This window comes from Azospirillum brasilense, assembly GCF_008365405.1.
Taxonomy (GTDB): Bacteria; Pseudomonadota; Alphaproteobacteria; order Azospirillales; family Azospirillaceae; genus Azospirillum; species Azospirillum brasilense_D.
Window position 1 is genome coordinate 1 of sequence record NZ_QOKV01000032.1, and the last position, 21,674, is coordinate 21,674.

Consider the following 21,674-nt stretch of genomic DNA (forward strand, 5'->3'; position numbering starts at 1 on the left):
CCGCCTAGTACTTCCTCGTACTCTCTATTTTTATTTTTTAAGCGGGGTCACGCCCCATCAACTCCTACCCCTTTACGTTCGCCGAGCCCTAAAGTGGTATAAAAGAAAGGGGGTGCCCCCCCCAAGGCCCCCCGCCGCTCCGGCATAGACGGCGCTCAGCGCAAAGGCGGCCAGCCGCAGCCCGCCGACGTCCAGGCCCAGCGTTCCCGCCGCCAGCGGATCGTCGCGCACCAGCGTCAGCGCCCGTCCCCAGCGCCCGCGCGCCAGCCTCCAGGCGAGCAGCCCGCCCAGCGCCACGAAGCTCCAGACCACCGCCGCCAGCGGCAGGCCGCGCGGCACCGCCCAGCCGAATAGGACGATGCCCGGCACCCCCGGCAGGCCATTGGCGCCGCCGGTCAGGCCGGGGCTGTTGACCGCCAGCAGATGGACGACCTGCGCGATGCCCAGAGTCGCCAGGGCGAAGTAATGGGATTCCAGCCGCAGCACCGGCAGCCCGACCAGCAGGGCCAGAAACAGCGGCACCAGCAGCGACACCGGGAAGGTCGCCGCGAAGCCCCACCCCCACTGGCTGCCCAGGATGCCCGTCGCGTAGGCCCCGATCCCGAAGAAGGCGCCATGGGCCAGCGACAGCGCGCCGCCCAGCCCGAAGACGATCTGGAACCCGATGGCGGCCAGCGCGTACACCCCCGCCACGGTCAGCACGCGCAGCCCGTAGGGCGACGCATACAGCAGCGCGTACGCCAGCAAGGCCGCAAGCATCATCCCCTCCCCTGCGAAGCGGGGGAGGGTCAGGGTGGGGGCAAAAGCCATTCTTTTCCGCAGCTTAAGCACGGCGCCGCGCCGCCTCGCCGAACAGCCCCTGCGGGCGGGCGACGAGGATGACCAGCAGCGTCGCATAAAGCAGCCCCAGCGCCACCGGATAGGACAGCACCGACGACACCCCCACCTCGAACAGCGCGATCAGCAGCGCGCCGGCCACCGCGCCGGAGACGGAACCCCAGCCGCCGATGGTCACGGCGATGTAGGCTTTCAGGATCAGGTCGCCGCCCGCCGTGGGGGTGACGAAGTAGCGGTTGGCGAGCAGCAGCCCCGCCGCCCCGGCAAAGGCGGTGCCCAGCGCGAAGGTGACCAGGATCATCGCCGTCACCGGCACGCCGCAGGCCCGCGCCATCTCCGGGTCCTGGGCCGTGGCGCGCAGGCGGCGGCCGAGCTGGGTCCGCCCGAACAGCCACTGCTGCCCGGCGATCAGCAGAGCGGCAACGGCAATGATGGCCAGCGACTGCTCCGCCACCACCAGCCCGCCGAGGTCGAGCGTTCCCCCGCTCAGCAGCGGCGGGGCCGCCCGTGGTTCCGGCCCGAACAGGACGGAGGCGCCGTTCTGCAGGATGATCCCCGCCGCAATGGTGCTGATGAAGACCGCCACCGGCGGGCGGCGGCGCAGCGGCAGATAGGCCGCAGCCGCCAGCACCAACCCCAGCCCGGCCATCAGCACCAGCACCACCGGCAGCAGGAGCAGTCCGGGCAGCGGCAGATAGCCCGGCAGATGCGGCGCCAGCGCCACGCCGAGCAGCCCGCCGGCCATCACGAGGTCGCCCTGCGCGAAATTCACCGCCGCGGTGGCGTTCAGCACCAGCACGAAGCCCAGCGCGACCAGCGCATAGGCCGCGCCCAGGGACAGGCCGTTGACGAGAAGCTGCAGGGTGATCAAGGCTTGCTCACTTCACCATCCCGGTCACCACGCCGGTCAGGTTGTCGTACCGCTTGGCGATCGCCGGCACGCGCGAGGCGCCGTCGTAGCAGACGATCACCGCGGAATGCGCCATGTTGCCCTTGCCGTCCGACTTGTAGGTCATGGCGAGCCCCTGGTGGGTCCCGCCGGACAGGGCCTTGCGCACCGCCTCGGCGCTGTCCGCGCCGCCCTGCACCGCCGCCAGCACCATGCGGATGCCGTCATACTGGCCGAGCGCGAAGGCGTCCGGCTCCGCGTTGAAGGCGGTGCGGTAGGCGGCGGTGAAGGCCTCCACCTCCGGGTTGCCGCCGGAGATCGGCGAGGCCGCCGTTTCGGCGCAGACGCCCTTCAGCTCGGCCGGTTCCAGAAGCGCCGCCGTGCTCGGCTGGTGCATGGCGGAGCCGGCGACGATCGGCACCGCCACCCCGTTGGCCGCCGCCTGCCGGATGAACAGGGCGGTCGGGCCGGAATGCAGGTGCAGCACCAGCACGTCGGGCTTGGCGGCCAGCGCCTTGGTCAGGACCGGCAGCAGGTCCTTGGCGGCGGGGTCCACCCCCTCCTCGAACACCGGCTCGACGCCGAGCTTTTTGAAGGCCTGCTCCAGATGGGCCTTGCCGCTCTGCCCATAGGCCGTCGTCTGGTAGATCACCGCCGGGCGCTTCTTGCCCAACTCCTCCGCCACGTAGCGGGCGTGGGCCTCCTTGGTCACGGCGTCGCCGGGGAAGAAGCGGAAGACCCAGGGGTTGCCCTGCTCGGTGATGCTCGCCGTGCCCGACACGGTGACCAGCGGAAGGCCGTAATCCTGAGCCAGCGGCAGCATCGCCAGCATCTGCGTGCCCAGCATGCTGGCCGCCACCGCCGTGACCTTGCCGCCCGCCGCGCGCTCCAGCGCCGTGACCGCGGCCTCCGGCGAGGTGCCGGTGTCGATCACCTCCGACCGCACCGCCACACCCGCGGGCGCGTCCTTCAGCGCCAGGACGGCGCCGTTGCGCTGGCTGGTGCCTTCCAGCGACAGGAAGCCGGTCAGCGGCACCAGCACGGGGACCGAGGCCTCGCCCGCCTGCGCCGCGCCGGGCAGGAGCGACGCCGAGAAAACCGCCGAAAAGGCCGTTGCCGAGAGGATGGAAAGGAAGCGCCGCATGAATGTGTCTCCTCCTGCCCGGCGAAGAACCGCGCGAGGACGAGGAGGCCAGGGGTGTAGCGGCGGCACAGCCTCGAACGCTTGGCTCCCTTCGCTGGCATGACCCAGATCAGGTTCGATGGGTGTGGTCTCAGCCCGCCTTGCGGCAGGCACCCCAGCCGTTCGTGTGCACAGTGTGAGCCCGGCGCCCGGCTGTCAAGCGGCGGCCTGGCGCCTTTTCACAATTTCGCAACGCAACAGACACCGCAGAGTCGCGCTTCCCGTGGTTCCTTCCGCCGCTCCCGGCCCGCTCCGGACCGTCGCCCCAACCGGAAAGTCGTCACGAAGGATGCGGCCCACCCCGTCGCACAGCACCATCACCCTGCACCCCTTCGCCACGGCGCCGGGCCGATGCGGGCTGCGCGCCGTCCTGTCGGGGCGGGTCGACCACGCCGCCCTGCCCAGCCTGACGCCCCTGCTCCGCCGCGTCGCGGACGCGCCGGCGCTGACCGTGCGTGTCGATCTGGGGCGGGTGGACTTCCTCGATTCCTGCGGCATCGGCATTCTGCTGGCGCTCCGCAACGCGGTGCTCGACCGCGGCGGCACCATCGCCTTCGTGAATCACCCGCCGCGGATCCGGCGCGTGCTGGAACGCAGCCGGATCATCGCCCTGACGGTCTCTCCGCTCGCCATCGACGACGGGGTGGCGCTTCCCGCCGCCGCCTGACCCGTCAGTCGCCGCGGCGCAGCGTTTCCCGATAGAGGATGTAGAGCCCGCTGGCGATGATGATCCCCGCCCCGGCCAGCACGGTGGGGGTCGGTACGTCGCCGAAGACCAGGAAGCCGAGCAGGGTCGCCCAGATCATCCCCGTGTATTCGAAGGGCGCCACCACCGCGGCGCGGCCCAGGCGGAAGGCCTGGGTCATCAGCACCTGCGCCGCCCCGCCCAGCGTGCCGACCAGAAGCATCAGCCCGAGGTCGAACCCGCCCGGCTGCACCCAGTCGGGGATCGCCGCCACGCCGCTCACCACCGTGGTGGTCAGCAGCAGATAGACGACGATGGCCGTGTTGCTCTCCGTCCGCGACAGGCCGCGCACCGCGATCATCGCCAGCGCGTAGAAGAAGGCCGCGGCCACGCCGACGAAAATCGGCAGGAGCGGCGCGTCGGCCTCGGGGCGGGCCATCACCACCACGCCGCCGAAGCCGACCAGCACCGCCGCCCAGCGCCGCCAGCCCACCGGCTCGCCGAGCAGCGGCATCGACAGCGCCGTGATGAACAGCGGCCCGGCGAAGCTCAGCACATAGACCTCGGCCAGCGGCAGATGCTTGAAGGCGTAGAAGAAGCAGCCCATCGACAGCAGCCCGGCCAGCGAGCGGAAGACGTGGGCGAAGGGCCGCCGCGTGCGCATCCCGGCCCAGCCGCCACGCGCCACCGAAATGCCGCCGACCAGGACCAGCGCCACCACCGACCGCGCGAACATGAGCTGCGCCACCGGATAGCCGCCGCTCAGATATTTGATGAGCGTGTCCATGCCCGCGAACAGGAAGATGGCCAACACGAAGCAGCCGATGGCGCGGCGTGTGTCATCGCTGTCAACGGCGGGAAGAGCGGCGGCTTGGGTCATGATTGCACAGTATCTGAGCAACCATGATGCTGCCCAATGCCGCAACCGCAGGTCTGGCCCGCGCGGCGCCGCTCGGAGGGGTGCCGGCGTTTCACGCTTCGTGAATCGACGGGCGGGCGTTTGGCGAAGCGACCCCGGCCTTTCGCGGATCGGCGCTGGTCCCGTCCGGTGCCTTGGACAGTCTGGCGGGCGTCACCACCGCAAAGGTCCGCCATGCCGACCGTAGCCTCGCTCACCGCCACACTCGCCACCAAGGTGAAAGCCGCCGCCTGCCGTTTCCTGCCGGAGCGGGTCATTGCCCCGATCCTTGCCCGCCGTCTGGCCGAGCGGGAGCCCCACCCCTGGCTCGTGCCCGTCGTCCTCGGACAAAAGGACGGTGTCGTCGTCGTGGGCGCCGGCATCGGCGGACTGACCGCGGCGGCCCTGCTGGCGGAGGCCGGGGTCCGCGTCACCGTCCTGGAGGCGCATGACCGTCCGGGCGGCTATTGCTCCTCCTGGGACCGCAAAGTGCATCTGCGCGACGGGACGGTGGGGCGTTTCACCTTTGACGCCGGGGTGCACGACATCAGCGGCACCCGTCCGGACGGTCCGGTCGGGCATCTGCTGCGCATGGTCGGCGTGGCGGACCGCCTGCGCTGGCACCCGGTGAACCGCGCCATCGTCCGGGACGGCGCCCTTGAGCCGCTGCCCAGCGACGCTGAGGGGCTCACCGCCCTGATCGCGCGGGAGCATCCCGGCAGCGCCGCCGGGGCCGCCGCCTTCCTGGAGGAGATGCGCGGGGTTTACCGAGACCTCTACCGCGGCTGCGCCGAGACCGGCCTCCCCCACATCCCGCGCGACGTCGCGGCCATGCGCGCCTACCCGCTGGAATGCCCGCAGGCCTTCCGCTGGCAGGACCGCGGCTTCCTGGAGATGCTGGAGCATTTCGTGCCCGACGCCGGAGCCCGCGTCCTGCTGTCCAGCCTGACCGGCTATCTGTCTGACCGGCCGGAGCGGCTGGGCGCGACCCAAATGGCCCCGATCTTCGGCTATTTCTTCGACGGCGGCGCCTATCCGGAAGGCGGATCGCAGCGGCTGGCCGACGCGCTGGTCGAGGCGATCCGCGCCAAGGGCGGCGAGGTCCGCCTGCGCACGCCGGTCCGCCGCATCCTGGTCGAGGATGGGCGGGCGGCCGGCATCGAGACCATGGACGGCGAGCGCATCGCCGCCACCGCGGTGATCTCCAACGCCGACGCCCGGCGGACCCTGCTGGAGCTGGTGGGGGAGGAGCATCTGCCCGCCGGCTGCGCCAACCAATACCGGGCGCTGCGCCCCACGACCTCCGCCTTCCTGGTCACGCTGGCGCTGGACATCCGCCCGGACCTGCCGGCGATGACCTTTCTGAAGGATGCCGGGATGGTGCTGGCCCTGCCGTCGGCCCACGACGCCACCCTGGCGCCGCCGGGCTGCGCCTCGCTGACGTTGATGCGGCTGGACCCGGCGGGAGGAAGTCCCTGGGACCGCTCCGCCCCCGGCTACCGCGCGCGCAAGGCGCGGGAGGGTGACGCGATGATCGCCGCCGCCGCGGCCGTGATCCCGGATCTGGAGCGCCACATCCTGCACCGGCAGGAGGCCAGCGCCGCCACCTTCGCCCGCTACGCGCTCACGACGGACGGGGCGATCTACGGCACCGATCCGGCGCTGCCCGCCAAGTCGCCGGTACCCGGCCTGCTGCTGGCCGGCGGCGGGGTCTTCCCCGGTCCGGGGGTGGAGGCCTGCGTCATCTCGGGCCGCCTTGCCGCGGAGGCTCTGGTGGGGCCGGTGCGAGCGCGGCAGGCCGAGGGCGGACGCCGCGCCGCGTGAAGCCGCCTCCTACAGCCGGATGCGGTCGGCGATCAGCGGCCCGGCTGGCGGAGCGCTGTCGGCCACGGTGAAGGCGCGGCGGAGCAGCGCCGCCGCGTCCTCCGCCTGCGCCGCGCTGCGGGCGTGGATGACAGCGAGCGGGCGCCCGGACGGTCCCACCGAAGCGCCCAGCCCGGCGACGTCGGCCAGCCCGACAGCGAAGTCGATGGGATCGGTCGTCTTGGTCCGCCCACCGCCCAGGGCGACCACGGCGATGCCGACCGCCCGCACGTCAATGGCCGCCACCACGCCCGCCCGCTCGGCGAAGACCGGCTGGACGACGGGAGCGGCGTCCAGATAGCGGTCCGGCGCGTCCAGCAGGTCCGCCGGGCCGCCCAGCGCGTGGACCATGCGGGCGAAGCGCTCGGCGGCCTGCCCGCTCGCCATCGCCTGGTCGAAGCGGGCGCGGCCGGCGGCGGCGTCGGGGACCAGACCGGCCAGCATCAGCAGTTCGGCGGCCTGGGCGGCGGTGACCTCGTAGAGCCGGGAGTCGGCCGTGCCGCCGCGCAGGATGTCGATGCACTCCCGCATCTCCAACGCGTTGCCGGCGGTCAGGCCCAGCACCTCGTTCATGTCGGTCAGCAGCGCGACGGTGGGCAGCCCGGCGCCCTCGGCCACGGTGACAAGGCTGTCGGCCAGCTCCCGCGCCTTGGCGATGTCGGGCAGGAAGGCGCCGGAGCCGAACTTCACGTCCATCACCAGCGCGTCCAGCCCGGCCGCCAGCTTCTTCGACAGGATCGAGGAGGTCAGCAGGTCGATGGTCTCCACCGTCGCCGTCACGTCGCGGATGGCGTAGAGGCGGCGGTCGGCGGGGGCGATGTCGTCGGTGGCCCCGATCACCGCGCAGCCGACCTCCTTCACCACCCGCTCCAGCGTCGCCCGGTCGGGCTTGGCGCGGTAGCCGGGGATGCTCTCGAACTTGTCCAGCGTGCCGCCGGTGTGACCCAGCCCGCGCCCCGACACCATCGGCACGAAGCCGCCGCAGGCGGCCAGCGCCGGGGCGAGGATCAGGCTGACCTTGTCGCCGACGCCGCCGGTCGAATGCTTGTCGACCACCGGACCGGGCAGGTCGAGATGGTCCCAGCGCATCACCGTACCGGAGTCCCGCATGGCCAGCGTCAGGGCCACCCGCTCCTCCAGCGTCATGCCGCGGAAGAAGACGGCCATGGCGAAGGCCGCCGCCTGCCCTTCGCTGACGGAGCCGTCGGTGATGCCGCGCACGAAGGCGCCGATCTCCGCCGCGTCCAGGCGTGCGCCGTCGCGCTTCTTGCGAATCAGTTCCTGGGGAAGCATCCGTGCGTCCGTTCCGTGGTCTGGTCTGTCGCGCGGATCAATAGCCGGCGGTGGCCGGCTGGGCAACCGCCCCGCCGCCCTTGCCGTCCCCCTTGCCGTCTTTGCCGTCCTTGCCCTCGCCCTTGCCGCCGCCATGGCCGGCGGTGGCGAGCAGCGAGTCCAGCAGCCCCGACGCGCCGAAGCGGAAGCTGTCCGGCTTGGCCCAGCCCTTGCCCTGGATCGCGGTGGCAAGCGCCAGGAAGGCCGCCGCCCCATCGGCGTCGCGGATGCCGCCCGCCGCCTTGAAGCCCACCGGCTTGCCCGACTCATGGATGACGTGCAGCAGCAGCGCCGCCGCCTCCAGCGTCGCCGCCGGCTGCACCTTGCCGGTGGAGGTCTTCAGGAAATCCGCCCCGGCGGCGATGGCGTCGCGGGCCGCCCAGGCCAGCAGCTCCGGATCGGGGAAGCAGCCGGACTCCAGGATCACCTTCATCGTCACGTCGCTCCCGCAGGCCTCGCGGCAGGCGCGGATCACGTTCATCGGCTGGGTGCGCGCACCGTCGATGAAGGCGCGGTAAGGAAGCACGACGTCGATCTCGTTCGCGCCGTCCTTGATGGCCGCCTTGGTCTCCGCCGCCACGGCCGCCGCGTCGGCCTCCCCCGAGGGGAAGTTGACGACGGTGGCGATCTTCACGCCGCTGCCCTTCAGCGCCTTGCGCGCGGTCCTGACGAAGCGCGGCCAGACGCACACCGCGGCGACCTTGCCGGCGGGGGTGACGGCGCGCTTGCACAGCGCCTCCACCGTCTGGTCGGTGTCGTCGTCGTTCAGGCTGGTCAGGTCGAGCAGGCCGATGGCCCGGCCGGCCCCCTTGACGTCGGCTTTGGCGGCGGTCGCGGTGTCGAGCGCCCGTTGCAGATCGGCGGGAAGTTTCATGACCGGCGTCCTTCGTCTACGTTCAGCCCGTCGAGAAAGCCGGTCAGCAGCCGCTCCAGGTCGGAAGCGGCGGCCGAGGCGGCGCGCAGGGTCTGGTCATGGTCCACCGGCCCGTCGCCGAGTCCCACCCCCAGGTTGGTGATGACCGCGCAGCCCACGACCCGAAGGCCGCAATGCCGCGCGACGATGCATTCGGGCACCGTGGACATGCCGACCGCGTCCGCCCCCAGGACCTTCAACATCCGGACCTCGGCAGGCGTCTCGAAGGAAGGGCCGGGATAAGCGGCGTACACGCCCTCGACCAGATCGATGTTCAGTTCCAGCGCCCGGCGCCGCATCAGCGCGCGCAGGGCAGGGTCCCAGGCGTCGGTCATGCTGGGGAAACGCGGGCCGAAGCTGTCCTCGTTGGGGCCGGTCAGCGGGTTGGCGCCCAGCATGTTGATGTGGTCGGAGATCGCCATCAGCCGCCCCGGCCCGACCTCCACCCGCAGCGAGCCGGCGGCGCAGGTCAGCACCAGCGTGTCGCAGCCGGCCAGCTTCAGCGCGCGGATCGCTGTCTTCAGCGCGTCGAAGCCGTTGCCCTCGTAGGCGTGGACGCGCCCTTGCATGCAGGCGACGGGCTGGCCGCCGAGACGACCCAGCACCAGCCGGCCCATGTGCCCCTCCACGCTGGGCAGCGGGAAGCCGGGCAGGTCGCCGTAGGGCATGACGGTCGCCCCCTCGATCCGGTCGGCGACCCCGCCCAGGCCGGAGCCGAGCACGATCCCAACCCGCGGACGGAAGCCGGGGACCCGGTGCAGTATTTCCGCGGCGGCGCGTGCGGCGGTCATGGCGGTCAGTTCCCCTCAGAAATCGAGATTGCCGGGGCCGAAAGAGTGCGGGAGCAACTCCTCCAACGTAAACGTGCGGCGAAGCCCTTCCGGTCCACAGACATGAATCGGCGTGTCGGGTTTGGCGAATTCGCGCAGGCGCTGGCGGCAGCCGCCGCAAGGCGTGCAGAGTCGGCCGTCGCCGGCCTGACCGCCCATCACCGCGATTTCCCGGACGGTCCGGTCCCCGGCCAGGATCATCGCCCCGATGGCCGAGGCCTCGGCGCACTGCCCCTGCGGGTAGGCGGCGTTCTCCACATTCGCCCCGGCGTGGATGCGCCCGGATTCGCCCAAAATGGCCGCACCGACCGAAAAATGAGAATAGGGCGCGTAGGCCTGCGCCATCGCGTCGCGGGCAGCAGCAATCAGGGAGTCGGCGATCAGGGAATCCGGCGGGTCGCTCATCACCGCTCCTTCACATAGGGGACGCCGCTGGCCCTGGGCGCCACCGCCCGGCCGACGAAACCGGCGAGCAGGAGCACGGTCAGCACATAGGGCAGCATCTGGATGAACTGCACCGGAACCACTCCGACCACCGGAAGCGGCACGCCCTGCAGGCGCACCTGCAACGCGTCGGTGAAGGCGAACAGCAGGCAGGCGAACAGAGTCGGCCAGGGCCGCCATTTCCCGAAGATCAGCGCGGCCAGCGCCAGATAGCCCTTGCCCGCCGTCATGTCGCGCACGAAGCCCGCGCCGTGGGCGGTGGAGAGGTACGCGCCGGCGATGCCGGTCAGCACCCCGGTGATGATCACCGCCTGATAGCGCAGCCGCGTGACCGACAGGCCCGCCGTGTCGACCGCCGAGGGGTTCTCCCCCACCGCGCGCAGCCGCAGCCCGAATCGCGAGCGGGTGAACACCCAATGGGTCGCCACCACCAGAAGGACGGTCAGCCAGATCAGCACGTTGGCGTCGTCGATCAGTTCCCGGTAGACGGGACCGAGGACCGGAATCCCGGACAACGCCTCCATACCCGGCAGACGGACCTGCGGCAGGCGCGCCTCTCCCGGCAGCAGCGGAGTCTGGCCACCCTGGCGGAACCAGGCGTAGGCCAGGGTCGGCGCCAGCCCGGCGACCAGGATGTTGATCGCCATGCCCGACACCACCTGGTTGCCCCTGTGGGTGATGCAGGCGAAGCCATGGACCAGCGCCAGCGCCACCGAGGCCGCGACGGCGGCGCCCAGCCCCAGCCAGGGGTTGCCGGTGGACGACGCGACGGCGGCGGCAAAGAAGGCGCCGGCCAGCATCTTGCCCTCCAGCCCGATGTCCACCACCCCCGCCCGCTCGCTGTACAGCGCGGCGAAGGCGGCGAGCACCAGCGGGGTCGCCACGCGGATGGTGGCGTCGGCCAGCAGCAGGACGACGAGCAGGGCGTCATCCATGCGCCGCTCCTCCGCCGCGGCGGCGGAACAGCGCCTCGACGCGCGGCTTGAACAGGTTTTCCAGCGCCCCGGCGAACAGGATGACGAGTCCCTGGATGACCATCACCAGTTCCCGGTTCACGGTGGGGTACTCGAAGGACACCTGCCCGCCCCCCTGCGCCAGCACGCCGAACAGCAGCGCCGCCAGGACGATCCCCACCGGATGGTTGCGCCCCATCAGCGCCACGGCGATGCCGACGAAGCCCACCCCGCCGGTGAAGTTCAACAGGATGCGGTGCTGCACCCCCATGATCTCGTTCACGCCGACGAAGCCGGCAAGCGCCCCGGAGAGTGCCATGGCCAGGATGATGTTCCGCGCCGGGGAGATGCCGGCGTAGACCGCCGCCCGCTCGTTCCGCCCGACCGTGCGGATCTCGTAGCCCCAGCGGGTCCGCCACAGGAACAGGTAAAACAGCCCGCAACAGGCCAGCGCCCACAGGAAGGACAGGTTCAGCGGCGAGGCCGGGATGGCGACGCCGATCCAGCCGAGCGCCCGGTCCATGGTCGGCAGCCAGACACCCGGATCGAACTCCCGCGTTTCCGGCGACTGCGATCCGGGGCGGATCAGCACGTCCACCAGCAGATAGGTCATGATCGCGGCGGCGATGAAGTTGAACATGATCGTCGTGATGACGATGTGGCTGCCGCGCCGGGCCTGGAGCCAGCCGGGAACCGCCCCCCAGACCGCTCCGAACAGCGCCGACAGGGCCACCGCGCCCAGCGCCGCCACCGGCCAGGGCCAGCCGGTCAGCGCCAGTCCGACGAGCCCGGCCCCCAGCCCGCCGAGATAGGCCTGCCCTTCCCCGCCGATGTTGAACAGCCCGCAATGGAAGGCGATGGCGACCGCCAGCCCGGTGAAGATGTAGCTGGTCGTGTAGTAGAGGGTGTAGCCGATGGCCTCCGGATAGCCGACCGCCTCGGTCACCAGCAGCGCCAGCACGTCCAGCGGGTTCTCCCCGATCACCAGGATGACCAGCCCGGACAGGGCGAAGGCGGCGAGCAGGTTCAGCAGCGGCAGAAGCGCGTAGCCGACCCAGCCGGGCACCTCGCCCGGCCGGCCGAAGCCCCGACCCGTCACCCCCTGCGCCGCGTCCTGCGCCATCCCGGCTCCATCCGTGGTCACGCCCGTTCACAAGCCGGACGGCTCGAACGTCCTTGCCCACAGGAAAGTGCCCCGCGCACGGGACCAGCGCAAGCGGGAGCGTTCGGGGTCAACCTTACGCTGCCTCCGCCACCCCGGCCATCATCAGGCCGAGGCGCCGCTCGTCCGCCTCGTCCGGGGCGACCTCGCCCACCAGACGGCCGTCGAACATGACCAGGATGCGGTCGGACAGGGCGCGGATCTCGTCCAATTCCACCGATACCAGCAGAATCGCCTTGCCATGGTCGCGCAGCGCCACCAGACGGCGGTGGATGAACTCGATGGCGCCAATGTCCACGCCGCGGGTGGGTTGGCCGACCAGCAGCAGGTCGGGGTTCCGCTCCATCTCGCGGGCCAGCACGATCTTCTGCTGGTTGCCGCCGGAGAAGTTGGCGGCGGGCAGGCGCGGGTCGCGCGGGCGCACGTCGTAGGCGTCCATCTCGGCGGCACAGCGGTCGAACAGCGCGCGGCGGTCCATCAGCAGCCGCCCGTTGAAGGCCGGATCGCCCTGATGGCCGAGGATTGCGCATTCCTGCGCCTCGAAGCCGGTGACGAGGCCGACCCGCTGCCGATCCTCCGGCACATGGCCGACACCGAGCGCACGCAGCCCCCGCGCGGTGAAGCGGGCGGGCTGGTCGGTCAGCTCCTCCCCACGCAGGCGGACGGAGCCGCCCGACGGCGGGCGCATGCCGGCCAGCGCCTCCAACAGCTCGGACTGGCCGTTGCCCGACACACCGGCGATGCCGACGATCTCCCCGGCGCGCACGGTCAGCCCGATGCCCTTCACCCGCTCCACCCCGGCGCCGTCGCGCACGCGCAGGCCGGAGACCTCCAGCACCGGCGGGCCGGGCGTGGCCGGCGCCTTGTCCACCCGCAGCAGGACCTTGCGTCCGACCATCAGCTCAGCCAGCGCCTCGCGGCTGGTGTCGGCGGTGGCGACGTTCGCCACCACCTGCCCGCGGCGCATGACCGTCACATTGTCGGTCAACTCCATGATCTCGCGCAGCTTGTGGGTGATGATGACGACCGTCTTCCCCTGCTCGCGCAGCGCGCGGAGGATGCGGAAGAGGTGGTCGGTCTCCTGCGGAGTGAGGACGCCGGTCGGCTCGTCGAGGATCAGGATGTCGGCGCCGCGGTAGAGCGCCTTGAGGATCTCCACCCGCTGCTGCGCCCCCACCGGCAGCTCGCCGACCGGGCGGTCGAGGTCGACCTCAAGCCCGTAGTCGCGGGCGAGCCGGGTCAGCTCCGTCCGCGCCCGCGCCATCCCGGCGGCCAGGGTGACGCCGCCCTCCGCCCCCAGCAGGACGTTCTCCAGCACCGTGAAGGGATCGACGAGCATGAAATGCTGGTGGACCATGCCGATCCCGGCGGCCAGGGCGTCGCGCGGGCTGCGCACCGCCACCGGGCGGCCGTCCACCAGGATCGTCCCGCCGTCGGCGGGCAGATAGCCGTAGACGATGCTCATGATCGTCGATTTGCCGGCGCCGTTCTCGCCGATCACGCCGTGGATGGTGCCCTTCGGCACGGCCAGCGACACGTCGCGGTTGGCGTGGTTGGCGCCGAACCACTTGTCGACGCCGCGGGTTTCCAGGGCGGGAGGGTGTTGGGGCATGGGGACTTTCATGATTGGAAGGTCCGTGCCCCCACCCTTCCCACGGCTTCGCCGCGGGCCCCTTCCCTCCCCCGCTTCGCAGGAGAGGGAGCTTTATCCCCTCCCCTGCGAAGCGGAGGAGGGTCAGGGAGGGGGCAACCGTTCAATGATCACCCCCTCACGGCTGATACGGCTTCACCACCAGTTCGCCCGCGATGATCTTGCGCTTGGCATCCTCGACGGCCGTCTCCATCTCCGCCGTGACGAGCTTGCGGTTGTTCTCGTCGAGCGCGTAGCCGACGCCCTCCTCCTTCAGCCCGACGACGCGGTGGCCGGCCGTCCAGCTTCCGTCCTTGGCCGACTTCATGCAGTCGTAGACGGTCACGTCCACCCGCTTGACCATCGAGGTCAGGATCTTGCCCGGGTGGATCCAGTTCTGGTTGCTGTCCACCCCGACGCCCAGCTTGCCGGCGTCCGCAGCGGCCTGGAGCACGCCCAGCCCGGTCGCCCCGGCCGCCGCGAAGACCACGTCGGCGCCGCGCCCGAACTGGCTCTTGGCCAGCTCCGCCCCGCGGGTGGGGTCGTTCCAGGCGGCGGGGGTGGTGCCGGTCATGTTGGTGAAGACCTCGCCGTCCGCCTTCACATGTTTCACGCCCTGCTCGTAGCCGGTCAGGAAGTTGCGGATCAACGGGATGTCCATACCCCCGACGAAGCCGACCTTCCCGCTCTGCGAGGCCAGCGCCGCCAGCATGCCCACGAGGAAGGAGCCCTCATGCTCCTTGAAGGTCACCGACTGGACGTTGGGCAGGTCCAGCTTGTCGTCGATCAGGCAGAATTTCGTGTTGGGATACTCCCGCGACACCTTGTCCACGGCGGCGGACTGGGAGAAGCCGACCGCCGTGATGACGGTGGCGCCGCGCCGCGCCATGTTGCGCAGCGCCTGCTCGCGCTGGCTCTCGCTGGTGACCTCGAACTCGCGGTAGACGATCCCGGTCTCCTTCTTGAAGCGCTCCGCCCCATTGTAGGCCGCCTCGTTGAAGGATTTGTCGAACTTGCCGCCTTGGTCGAACACCACCGCCGGCATGAACTCGTCCGCCGCCAGGGCGGAGCCCGCGGCGGGAACGGTCGCCGCCGTCAGCGATAGGGCCAGGATGGTCAGAATGCGCGTCATCGTCATCGCTCCGCTTCCCCATTCCGGTGCGCCCGCTTGCCGGGTCCTGGCAGCCAGGATAGCCGCTCCTCCCACCCGGTGACAGGGGGCACATGGCGTGGGGAATTCCGCCGCAGGTCACAGCCCGTATGGGACCTCCTCCCGCAACGCCGGTTGACGGAAGGGCGGTGGCCCGCTATCACGCCCGCCATTGCCCGAAGGAGGGTCCCGGAGGAGGGAATCGCAGATTGGACGAGGTGATCGGCGTGCATGGTCTGGTGGTGCTGCTGCAGGGCATCGTCCTTGGAATCGCCATCGCCGCTCCCGTCGGTCCCATTGGCCTGCTCTGCATCCGCCGCACGCTCCAGCACGGGCCGCTGATGGGCTTCTTCACCGGCTTCGGCGCCGCCGTGGCCGACACCATCTACGGCGCCATCGCGGCCTTCGGCGTGTCCGCCGCGCTGGATTTCCTGCAAGGGCACGAGATCGCCTTCCAGCTCGTCGGCGGCATCTTCCTGATCGTTGTCGCCATCCGCACCTTCCGCCAGAAGCCGGAGGACGAGGAGCGCGAGGCCGCCAGCGCGCCCGACACGCCGTCCTTCCTCGGCGGCTTCATGACCGGCCTGTCGCTGACCCTGACCAATCCGGCGACCATCATGGCCTTCATCGCCATCTTCGCCGGCTTCGGTCTAGGCGGCAATCTGGGTCGGGTGGACGCTTCCACGCTGGTGGCCGGCGTCTTCATCGGCGCGTCCTTGTGGTGGTTCACCCTGTCCATGGGCGTCGCCGCCGTGCGCCACCGCATCTCCGACCGCGGGCTGACCCGGCTGAACCATTGCACGGGGGTGGCGCTGGCGGCCTTCGGCATTTGGGCGCTCGGCATGGCCGTCACCGGCATGGCCGGCTGGGCCATGGGCTGACCCTTGTGGGCTGAGTTCTAGGGGCTGAGCGGGGCCCCCGCCACCGGCGGATCGCCGTCCGGGCCGCGCGCCGACCTCTGGGCGCGGCGGATGCCCTGGAAATGGCTGATAAGCCGGTACAGGTACAGCCCGACCAGGACCACCAGCAGCCCCACGGTGAAATAGCCAACGAGGCTGTGCGCGAAGGGCCAGCGGGACAGCATGTAGCCGGTCCAGGCGAGCAGCAGAGTCCACAGGATCGAGCCGGCTCCGGAATAGAGGCAGTACAGCGGGATCGACATCCGGCAGGCCCCCGCCGGGATCGAGATCAGCGTCCGCACCCCCGGAACCGGCTGGGTCAGGAAGACGGCGATCCCGCCATGCCTTCCAAACCACTCCGTGCTTCGTCGGACCTTCTTGGGGTGGATCGTCAGCCAATGGCCGTAGCGTTTTAAAAAGGCCTCCAGTCGGTCGCGTCCCATCAGCCGGCTGGGCAGAAACCAGACCAGCTGACCGGCCAGCGAGCCCAACCCACCGGCCAAGGCGACACCGAGCAGGTTGTACTCGCCCTGCGCCGCCGCGATGCCGGCCAATGGAATGACCGACTCGGCCGGAACTGGCGGAACCACCCGCGCCAGGACCAGGAGCAGGAAGATGCCCACGTAATTCATCGTGTGCATCACATCGACCAGCCAATTGGTCAGCCCGTCCGCCATTTCAGTCCATCCAATTTTTTGTCACTCTGGAACAGGGTTCAACGGCAGACGGTTCCTGGCCCGTCAATGGGGCGAAAGAGAGGGGTACCACCTTTTCCTTTCCTGTTTGACCGACATCAAAGCGCCACCGCCCTGAATTTTATAAGAATCCCTTCCATACCTGCCCCTTTGCAAGGCCCCAGCCTGTGCGGGCCATCCGGGCTTTTATGGCGGAATTTCCAAATGCAGCTTGGCAATCTGAAGATTTCCACCAAGATCCTCTCCATCATCGTTTTCCTGGCTGCGATCTGTGGAGGTATCACCGCCACGTCGATCGCCGGTCTGGACGCGCTGAGCCGCGCTACCGACGAAATCCAGTTGGCCGGCGAAGAAATGAAGTTTGGCGCGCGCATCAACCGGATGGTTGTCGAACTGAACCGCGACGAGTACCGGCTGGCCGCCAATCCCGGCGATCTGGAGCAGGTTCTCCCGTCCATCGGCAAGACGCGCGAGGCCGTGAGCGGGCTGCTTGCCAAGGTCAAGGGAACCAGCGACGCGGAGCAGAGCCGTATGCTGTCCTCGTTCGAGAGCGCTCTGGCGCGCTATTACAAGGAACTTGAAGACACGATCGCCGTTGCTCGCCGGATCAGGGGCGGCAGCGATCTGACCCAAAATCAGCGCGACATCCTGGCGTCGGTGGATGCAAGCGCGACCGCCGCGCGGGCACTTCAGGATCTGACCATCGCCTACACCAGCTACACCGACGAAAAGGCGTCGCGGCTGTCGCAGGATGCATCCGCCCTGGCGGAATCCCGGTCGGTCCAGCTCGTCACCGCCGCCGCCATCGGCATCCTGGCGGGGCTTCTGCTCGGCTGGACGGTGTCCCAGTTCGGCATTGTCCGGCCCGTGAAGGCCATCGTTGGCTGCCTGCGCGGCCTTGCCGACGGCAACCTGGACACTTTGCTGTACGGCACTGGACGCAAGGACGAGGTCGGGGAGATCGCCGCCACAGCGGAGGTGTTCAAGACCAACCTGATCCGCAACCGCGCGATGGAGCGTGAGGCCAAGGAGGCCGCGGCCAAGTCCCAGGCGGAGAAGCGCGCGGCGATGCTCGACCTCGCGGGCCGGTTCGAAGCGCGGGTGGGGGTCATCGTCAACGACGTCGGCGGCGCCGCGACGGAGCTTCAGGCCACCGCCTCCCAGCTCTCCGCCGCGGTCGAGGAAGTCAGCGCCCAGTGCGGCGCCGTGGCCGGTGCGTCGGAAGAGGCCAGCGCCAACGTGCAGACCGTCGCCGCGGCGTCGGAGGAAATGTCCGCCTCCATTCACGAGCTGGCAGAGCGCGTGTCCCGCGCCGCCGCCCGCTCCAAGGCCGCGGCGGAAGGAGCCGATCTGGCGCAGACCCAGCTCGATTCCCTGTCCGGAGCCATCGAGCAGGTGGACCAGATCGTCGCCGCCATCAACTCCGTCGCCTCCCAGACCAACCTGCTGGCTCTGAACGCGACCATCGAGGCCGCCCGCGCGGGCGAGGCCGGCAAGGGCTTCGCGGTGGTGGCGCAGGAGGTGAAGAACCTCGCCAACCAGACCCACGCGATGACGGAGCAGATCGGCAACCAGATCGCCGCGGTGAAGAGCGCCTCCAACAGGACGGTGGACGCCATGCGCGCGATCATCACCCAGGTCGAGGACATCGACCGCTCCACCGCGGAGATGGCCGCCTCCGTCGAGCAGCAGAGCGCGGCGACGGGCGAGATCAGCCGCAACGCCCAGCAAGCGGCCAACGGCACCGCGGAAGTGTCCAGCAACGTCGTCGGCATCCAGCAAGCGGAAGCGGAGACCAGCGCCGCCACCCACAGCGTGAAGGGAGCCGCCGACCAGTTGGCCGAACGTGCGGCCGGCCTGAAGCGCGAGGTGGACCAGTTCCTGGCCGAGGTGCGCGCGGCATAGACAGCCGCGCGTTCGGAACGCCCCTCAGCCCCGGGTATCGCCCGGCGGCGGGGGCGGCGGAGCGCTCTCCGCGACGGTGGCGCGGCCCGGATCGCGCTTCTGGCACTCCAACAGGATGTCGCGCGCGATCGGCGCCGCCGCGGTGGAGCCGCCGCCGCCATGCTCCACGAACACCGCGCAGGCGTAGCGCGGGGAACTGACCGGCGCGTAGGAGATGAACAGCGCGTGGTCGCGCTCCCGCCAGGGCAGATCCTCGTTCTTCTTCACGCCGGTGCTGCGCTCCGCCATGGTGATGCGGCGGACCTGGGCGGAGCCGGTCTTCCCGGCCATTTCATAGCCGGGTTCGGTGATGCGCGACTTGTAGGCGGTGCCGTTCGGCGCGTTGGTCACCTCGTAGAGGCCGCGCAGGACGAGGTCGAGATTCTCCTTCTTCACCCCGATTGGCGGCCAGCTCGTCTGTTCGCCCGACAGCGCCTTGATCTGCTTGGTCAGGTGGGGCTTCACGGCGAAGCCGCCGTTGGCCAGCCGCGCGGTCATGGCGACGAGTTGCATCGGGGTGGACAGCACATACCCCTGCCCGATCGCCGCGATCAGCGTCTCGCCCTGCGCCCAGGGTTTGCCGAGCGCGCCCTTCTTCCAGTCGATGGAAGGGATCAGGCCCGGCCGCTCGTGCGGCAGGTCCAGCCCCGTCAGCTGCCCCATGTCGAAGCGGTTGGCCATCTCGGCGATGCGGTCGATGCCGATGCGCCGCGACACGTCGTAGAACCACACGTCGCAGGAATGGCGCAGCGCGCCGACCACGTCCACCGTGCCGTGCCCGCCCTTCTTCCAGCAGTGGAAGCGGTGGTCGCCGAGGTCCATGTGACCCGGACAGAAGACCGAGTGGTTGCGGCTGATCAGGCCGGACTCCAGCGCCGCCAGGGCCACCACCGGCTTGAAGGTCGAGCCCGGCGGGTACTGCCCGGCCACCGCCTTGTTGTTCAGCGGGGTCGCCTGGTTGGACAGCAGCTCCTCCCACAGCTCGGCGCTGATGCCCATGGTGAACTGGTTGGGGTCGTAGCTGGGGTGCGAGCACAGGGCGTAGATGCCGCCGGTGTGCACGTCCATCACCACACAGGAGGCGCTGACCTCCTGCGCCAGCCGCTGCTGCACGAATTTCTGCAACCCGATGTCGATGGTCAGCTGGACCTCGCGGCCCGGCTGACCCTCATCGCGCGACAGCTCGCGGATGACGCGCCCGACCGCGTTGACCTCGAGCTGGCTGGTCCCCGCCGTGCCACGCAGCGCCTTCTCGTGATACTTCTCCATCCCGGCCTTGCCGATGCGGAAGCCGGGCAGCGACAGCACGGGGTCGCCGTTCAGCTCCGCCTCCGACACCGCGCCGACATAGCCCAGGATGTGGGCGGTCGCCTCCGCCTCCGGATAGTGGCGGATCTCGCCGACCTCGATGGCGACGCCGGGCAGGTCCGGCGTGTTCATCTCGATGGTGGCGACCTGCTCCCAGGTCAGGTTCTCGCGCACGGTGACCGGCACGAAGCGGCGCTTGCGGTGCAGCTCGCGCATCACGCGGCGGCGGTCGCCGTCGGTCAGCGGGACGATCTTGGAGATCTTGTCCAGCGTGTCCTGGATGTTGCGCGTGCGCTCCGACACCACGACGACACGGTAATTCTGCTGGTTCACGGCCAGCGGCGCGCCGAACCGGTCGACGATGGTGCCGCGCGACGGGGCGACCAGCCGCAGGCTGATGCGATTCTCCTCCGCCAGCATGGTGAAGCGCGCGGATTCCACCACCTGCAGGTAATAGAGCCGCCCGACCAGCGCGGACAGACCGGCGAGCTTCAGCCCACCCAGCACAGCGGCGCGGCGGGTCAGCAGGCGGTAGCGGTCGGTGTCGCGGTCCATCGCAGTCAAAGGCTCACATCCCCTGCCACATCATCCCTCGCCGCCTCATCCCTGCCCGTCATCCCTGCCCGTCGTCCCTGAGGAACGCGCGATGGACGCGGATCAGCGTCCAGGCGATCGCCGGAAAGAAGGCCATGGTCAGCAGCGCCTGGAACAGCGCCGGCCTGAACGGCAGCACCGTCGCCTGGAGCACCGAAAAGGCCAGCCACTGGATGCAGGCAACACCCATCATGACCAGCCCGAAGCCGAACCACATCAGGGCGAAGGTGCTCGACGCCAGCACGCGCCGCTGGCTGGACACCGCCCAATGGACCAGCACCAGCACCAGCGCGTTCACCCCCAGAGGCCCGCCCGTCAACAAATCCTGCAGGAGCCCGATCAGGAAGGCGGTGCCCGGCCCCATCAGGTCGGGCCGGTGGATCGCCCAATAATAGACGGCGATGGCGGTCAGAAAAGGCGCCACCGACGCATAGCCGGGCAGCGGCACCGGGATCATCCCAGCCAGCGCCAGCATGACCGTCACCGCAAAAGGTGCAAGGTTCCGCCCCGTCTTGTCCAGCCGCTGCCACAAGGTCAGCGTCATTTCGACTCGGACGACGGTTCCGTCTCGCTTCCCGGCAGGCTGAACTCGACCAACTGCAGGTGCTCGACCCGCGACAGGTCGACGTTCGGCTGCACCCGGACGCCACGTTCACCAGCCGAGGACACCACGCCCACCGGCAGGCCCGGCGGGAACTGCCCGCCATGACCGGAGGTCACCACCCGCTCGCCCACCTGGACCGGCGCTTCCGGGGGCAGGTAGAGGAGCCGGGTCTGGTCGGAATTGTCGCCCGCCATCACCGCCCGCTGGCGCGAGCGCTCCAGAACCACGGGAATGCGCGTGTTGATGTCGGTCAGCAGGAGGATGCGGGCGGACCATTCCCCGACCTCGATCACCCGGCCGACCAGCCCGCTGCCGGCGATGGCCGCCTGCCCCTTGCGCACCCCGTCACGGCGGCCGGCGGTGACCACCAGCGTGCGCAGGAAGGAACTGCCCGGAGCGGCGATGACCCGCGCCGTGATGAAGGAGGAGGACGGCTCCGGCGTCGCCTTCAGCAGCGAGCGGAGGCTGATGTTCTCCGCCTCCAGCCGCAGCGCCGCCTGCTTCCATTGCAGCAGCCGCGCGTTCTCCGCCTTCAGCCGCTGGTTCTCCTCGAAAGCGTTCTGCACCTCGACCACCGACTCCACGACATGGGCGGCGGTGGCGGCGGGGCGCGAGATCGCGTCGAGGATCGGGGCGAAGGCGTCGGTCACCCGGGCGCGGGCGCTGTCCACCGACAGCGCGTCGATCCGGCCCACCATCATCAGCGCGACGGAGGCGAGCACCAGCAGGAGGAAGGAGAAGCGCTGGGCGAGCGCCCGCAGCGGGGCGGCGAGGCGCACGACGGAACCGGAATTGCGAGGCTTCACAGGATCATCCCGTCCAGGTACGCGATCCGCCCCCGGCTACGCCGGCGAATGGACG

Annotated in this window: 20 protein-coding genes and 1 riboswitch; of the genes, 4 read left to right on the forward strand and 16 right to left on the reverse strand. The window is 70.2% G+C overall.

The annotated features are described in order from the left end of the window. Positions 1-72: 72 nt before the first annotated feature. The 3 genes from DS837_RS28880 to DS837_RS28890 all read right to left on the reverse strand — a co-directional run bounded on the left by DS837_RS28880 (position 73) and on the right by DS837_RS28890 (position 2,870). Entirely contained in the window at positions 73-762 is a 690-nt protein-coding gene (locus DS837_RS28880) for a branched-chain amino acid ABC transporter permease (protein WP_247890188.1), read from the reverse strand. A 61-nt stretch (positions 763-823) separates the two neighbouring features. Continuing rightward, positions 824-1,708, reverse strand: coding sequence for a branched-chain amino acid ABC transporter permease (locus DS837_RS28885; protein WP_149167895.1), 885 nt, complete (start codon positions 1,706-1,708; stop codon positions 824-826). A gap of 7 nt (positions 1,709-1,715) precedes the next feature. Then, positions 1,716-2,870: an ABC transporter substrate-binding protein gene (locus tag DS837_RS28890; RefSeq protein WP_149167896.1), complete on the reverse strand. Its 1,155-nt coding sequence runs from the start codon at positions 2,868-2,870 to the stop codon at positions 1,716-1,718. A 69-nt stretch (positions 2,871-2,939) separates the two neighbouring features. Next, a riboswitch (TPP riboswitch) is annotated at positions 2,940-3,037 on the reverse strand. Positions 3,038-3,198: 161 nt separating this feature from the next. Between DS837_RS28890 and DS837_RS28895 the strand changes: the two genes are divergently transcribed. Further along, positions 3,199-3,576: an STAS domain-containing protein gene (locus DS837_RS28895; protein WP_149167897.1), complete on the forward strand. Its 378-nt coding sequence runs from the start codon at positions 3,199-3,201 to the stop codon at positions 3,574-3,576. A 4-nt stretch (positions 3,577-3,580) separates the two neighbouring features. On the opposite strand, the gene DS837_RS28900 is transcribed toward DS837_RS28895, so the two are convergent. Then, complete coding sequence (locus tag DS837_RS28900) at positions 3,581-4,474, reverse strand: DMT family transporter (protein WP_149167898.1); 894 nt, start codon at positions 4,472-4,474, stop codon at positions 3,581-3,583. Positions 4,475-4,687: 213 nt separating this feature from the next. Here DS837_RS28900 and DS837_RS28905 point away from each other — a divergent pair, with 213 nt between their 5' ends. Next, positions 4,688-6,316, forward strand: coding sequence for a phytoene desaturase family protein (locus DS837_RS28905; protein ID WP_247890189.1), 1,629 nt, complete (start codon positions 4,688-4,690; stop codon positions 6,314-6,316). Between the two features lie 9 nt (positions 6,317-6,325). Here DS837_RS28905 and deoA read toward each other — a convergent pair whose 3' ends face one another. From deoA to DS837_RS28945, 8 genes are all read right to left on the reverse strand, one after another. Continuing rightward, positions 6,326-7,648, reverse strand: coding sequence for a thymidine phosphorylase (deoA, locus tag DS837_RS28910; protein WP_149167900.1), 1,323 nt, complete (start codon positions 7,646-7,648; stop codon positions 6,326-6,328). 37 nt (positions 7,649-7,685) lie between these two features. Continuing rightward, positions 7,686-8,561 carry a deoxyribose-phosphate aldolase gene (gene deoC / locus DS837_RS28915; protein WP_149167901.1) on the reverse strand — a complete coding sequence of 292 codons (876 nt, stop codon included), beginning with the start codon at positions 8,559-8,561 and terminating at the stop codon, positions 7,686-7,688. Beyond that, on the reverse strand, positions 8,558-9,391 hold the full coding sequence (locus tag DS837_RS28920) for a purine-nucleoside phosphorylase (RefSeq protein ID WP_149167902.1): 834 nt from the start codon (positions 9,389-9,391) through the stop codon (positions 8,558-8,560). The genes deoC and DS837_RS28920 overlap by 4 nt, the downstream gene beginning before the upstream one ends. Positions 9,392-9,406: 15 nt before the next feature. Then, positions 9,407-9,835 (reverse strand): cytidine deaminase, encoded by a 429-nt coding sequence (gene cdd / locus DS837_RS28925; RefSeq protein ID WP_149167903.1) that lies wholly within the window; start codon positions 9,833-9,835, stop codon positions 9,407-9,409. Beyond that, positions 9,835-10,809, reverse strand: coding sequence for an ABC transporter permease (locus DS837_RS28930; RefSeq protein WP_149167904.1), 975 nt, complete (start codon positions 10,807-10,809; stop codon positions 9,835-9,837). The genes cdd and DS837_RS28930 overlap by 1 nt, the downstream gene beginning before the upstream one ends. Then, the gene (locus DS837_RS28935) at positions 10,802-11,950 is read right to left on the reverse strand and encodes an ABC transporter permease (protein ID WP_149167905.1); all 1,149 of its coding nucleotides are present in this window, start codon (positions 11,948-11,950) and stop codon (positions 10,802-10,804) included. Before DS837_RS28935 ends, DS837_RS28930 begins: the two co-directional genes overlap by 8 nt. A gap of 115 nt (positions 11,951-12,065) precedes the next feature. After that, the gene (locus tag DS837_RS28940) at positions 12,066-13,601 is read right to left on the reverse strand and encodes an ABC transporter ATP-binding protein (protein WP_149167906.1); all 1,536 of its coding nucleotides are present in this window, start codon (positions 13,599-13,601) and stop codon (positions 12,066-12,068) included. A 157-nt stretch (positions 13,602-13,758) separates the two neighbouring features. After that, complete coding sequence (locus tag DS837_RS28945; protein WP_149167907.1) at positions 13,759-14,757, reverse strand: BMP family lipoprotein; 999 nt, start codon at positions 14,755-14,757, stop codon at positions 13,759-13,761. A gap of 230 nt (positions 14,758-14,987) precedes the next feature. On the opposite strand from DS837_RS28945, the gene DS837_RS28950 reads away from it, so the two are divergent. Beyond that, a complete protein-coding gene (locus DS837_RS28950; RefSeq protein WP_237904943.1) occupies positions 14,988-15,650 on the forward strand; it encodes a LysE family translocator in 663 nt (220 codons plus the stop codon). Between the two features lie 17 nt (positions 15,651-15,667). Here the strand turns inward: DS837_RS28950 and DS837_RS28955 are convergent, their stop codons facing one another. Further along, positions 15,668-16,345: a DedA family protein gene (locus tag DS837_RS28955; RefSeq protein WP_149167909.1), complete on the reverse strand. Its 678-nt coding sequence runs from the start codon at positions 16,343-16,345 to the stop codon at positions 15,668-15,670. A gap of 222 nt (positions 16,346-16,567) precedes the next feature. Here DS837_RS28955 and DS837_RS28960 point away from each other — a divergent pair, with 222 nt between their 5' ends. After that, positions 16,568-18,268 (forward strand): methyl-accepting chemotaxis protein, encoded by a 1,701-nt coding sequence (locus DS837_RS28960; protein WP_170296035.1) that lies wholly within the window; start codon positions 16,568-16,570, stop codon positions 18,266-18,268. Positions 18,269-18,292: 24 nt separating this feature from the next. Here the strand turns inward: DS837_RS28960 and mrdA are convergent, their stop codons facing one another. The 3 genes from mrdA to mreC are packed head-to-tail and all read right to left on the reverse strand — an operon-like array spanning position 18,293 to position 21,619. Then, entirely contained in the window at positions 18,293-20,170 is a 1,878-nt protein-coding gene (gene mrdA, locus DS837_RS28965) for a penicillin-binding protein 2 (RefSeq protein ID WP_149167937.1), read from the reverse strand. Positions 20,171-20,228: 58 nt separating this feature from the next. Next, positions 20,229-20,753 (reverse strand): rod shape-determining protein MreD, encoded by a 525-nt coding sequence (gene mreD / locus DS837_RS28970; protein WP_149167911.1) that lies wholly within the window; start codon positions 20,751-20,753, stop codon positions 20,229-20,231. Beyond that, the gene (gene mreC, locus DS837_RS28975) at positions 20,750-21,619 is read right to left on the reverse strand and encodes a rod shape-determining protein MreC (RefSeq protein WP_149167912.1); all 870 of its coding nucleotides are present in this window, start codon (positions 21,617-21,619) and stop codon (positions 20,750-20,752) included. Before mreC ends, mreD begins: the two co-directional genes overlap by 4 nt. Positions 21,620-21,674 lie beyond the last annotated feature (55 nt).